Here is a 497-nt window from a genome sequence, read left to right as displayed (position 1 = left end):
GCTTCGGGCGGGACACCGGCGGGATCGTCGAGGCCGCCGCGGGCGGCCAGTTGCAGGCCCTCGTGGTGGCCGGCGTCGAGATCGCCGACCTCCCCGACCCGGCCCGCGCGCGGGCCGCCCTCGCCGAGGCGGGCTTCGTGGTCTCCCTGGAGCTGCGCCCCGGTGAGGTCACCGCGCTCGCCGACGTCGTGCTGCCGGTCGCCCCGGTGGCCGAGAAGGACGGCACCTTCCTCAACTGGGAGGGCAGGGCCCGCCCGTTCCAGGCGGCGATCAAGCCCGACCAGATGACCCGCCGTCCCGCGCCGACCGACGCCCGCGTGCTGCAGATGCTGGCCGACGCCATGGACGTCCACCTCGGACTGCCCGACCTGCGCACCCTGCGCGCGGAGCTGGACCGGCTCGGCACCTGGGACGGCCCGCGGGCCGCCGACCCGGAGGAGACGGCGAGCGCGCTGCCCCGGCCCGCCGCCGGCGAGGCGGTCCTCGCCGGGCACCGG

The 497-nt window shown here is 78.5% G+C and carries 1 protein-coding gene; it reads left to right on the top strand.

The features are described from left to right. Positions 1–497, top strand: a 497-nt coding sequence (locus G3I53_RS08005; protein ID WP_164438167.1) for a molybdopterin-dependent oxidoreductase, incomplete at both ends; no start/stop codon positions are given.

The sequence above is a fragment of the Streptomyces sp. SID14436 genome (assembly GCF_010548465.1).
In the GTDB taxonomy this organism is placed as follows: domain Bacteria; phylum Actinomycetota; class Actinomycetes; order Streptomycetales; family Streptomycetaceae; genus Streptomyces.
This window is presented reverse-complemented; position numbering and strand designations above follow the sequence as displayed.